The organism is Leisingera sp. F5, assembly GCF_001593695.1.
In genome coordinates this window covers 1-1,137 of the sequence record NZ_LUKH01001280.1, presented here as the reverse complement: position 1 = coordinate 1,137, position 1,137 = coordinate 1, and the positions used below count along the sequence as shown (strand labels likewise).

The following is a 1,137-nucleotide window of genomic DNA, read 5'->3' as shown; positions in this document are numbered from 1 at the left end:
CCCAGCGGCGACAGGTGGCGGGCGGGGATGAATCCGAGGTTGGTTTGCAGAAACCGCCCGGTGCCGCCCAGGACCTGCACCCGGCTGCCGTGGCTGAGGGCATGGGTTTCTGGTGATTTGAAGTCATCGGCGGAATAGGCATGGGTGGCTGGGGCACTGACCCAGTGCGTGGCCTCAAACGGCGCGGTCAGGGAAGCGCTGGGCAGATAGCCCACGTAGGAATCTTTGGCAACCTGCAGGAAGGACCAGCCATTGCGGTCTTCGTAGACCGTGACCGGCTCGCCGTAGACAAGCTGGCGGTCGCGGGCGCCGTCAGGCGCGCGCAGGAGGTCCGCAACGGCTACACCGATGCGGGCGGCGGTGCCTTCGGCCCGCGCCAACCCTTCTGGTGCGGTCTCAAGATGCGTGGCGGCGATGCGGTCATTCACCGGAGTACGGCGGCGGTCTGCCATGGAATCAGATCTCCAGCATGTCCGGCAGGGCGGAAAACAGAGCGCGGGCGCCCTGCAAGGCGCCGCCCTTGGGGCGGCCGGGTGCGGCGCTGGGGGTCCAGCCGTAGATGTCGAAATGCATGTAGCGGGTGTCTCCGGCAAAGCGGCGCAGGAACAGCGCGGCGGTGATCGACCCTGCAAAACCGCCGGAGGGCGCATTGTCGAGATCGGCAATGCCGGGTTCGATCATTGTCTCGTAAGGGTCATAAAAAGGCATTCGCCAGACCGGGTCAGCGGTGCGCGCCGCACTGGCCGCCAGCGCGGCGGCATCTGCATCGCGGTCGGTATAGAAGGGCGACAAATCCGGGCCGACGGCCACACGGGCAGCCCCGGTGAGAGTGGCCATGGAGATCAGCAGATCCGGCGTGTCTTCGGCCGCCAGTGCCAGTGCGTCGGCCAGTACCAAGCGGCCCTCGGCGTCGGTGTTGTTGTTCTCCACCGTTAGCCCCTTGCGGGACGTCAGCACATCGCCGGGTCGGAAGGCGGGGCCGGACACAGCATTCTCCACTGCCGGTATAAGCACCCGAAGCTGCAGTTTCAGGCCAGCGGCCATGATCATCCGCGCCAGCCCCAGGACATTGGCTGCCCCCCCCATGTCTTTTTTCATCAGCGCCATGCTGTTGCCGGGTTTGAGGTTCAACCCGCC

General features: G+C 66.1%; 1 protein-coding gene and 1 pseudogene. Both read right to left on the bottom strand.

What is annotated here, in order from left to right:
- Nucleotides 1-452 (bottom strand): annotated as a pseudogene (locus tag A2I95_RS40770) (NLP/P60 hydrolase); the annotation flags it as partial.
- Between the two features lie 4 nt (nucleotides 453-456).
- The coding region (locus A2I95_RS40765) for a M17 family metallopeptidase (protein WP_367153224.1) at nucleotides 457-1,137 on the bottom strand (681 nt) is incomplete at its 5' end.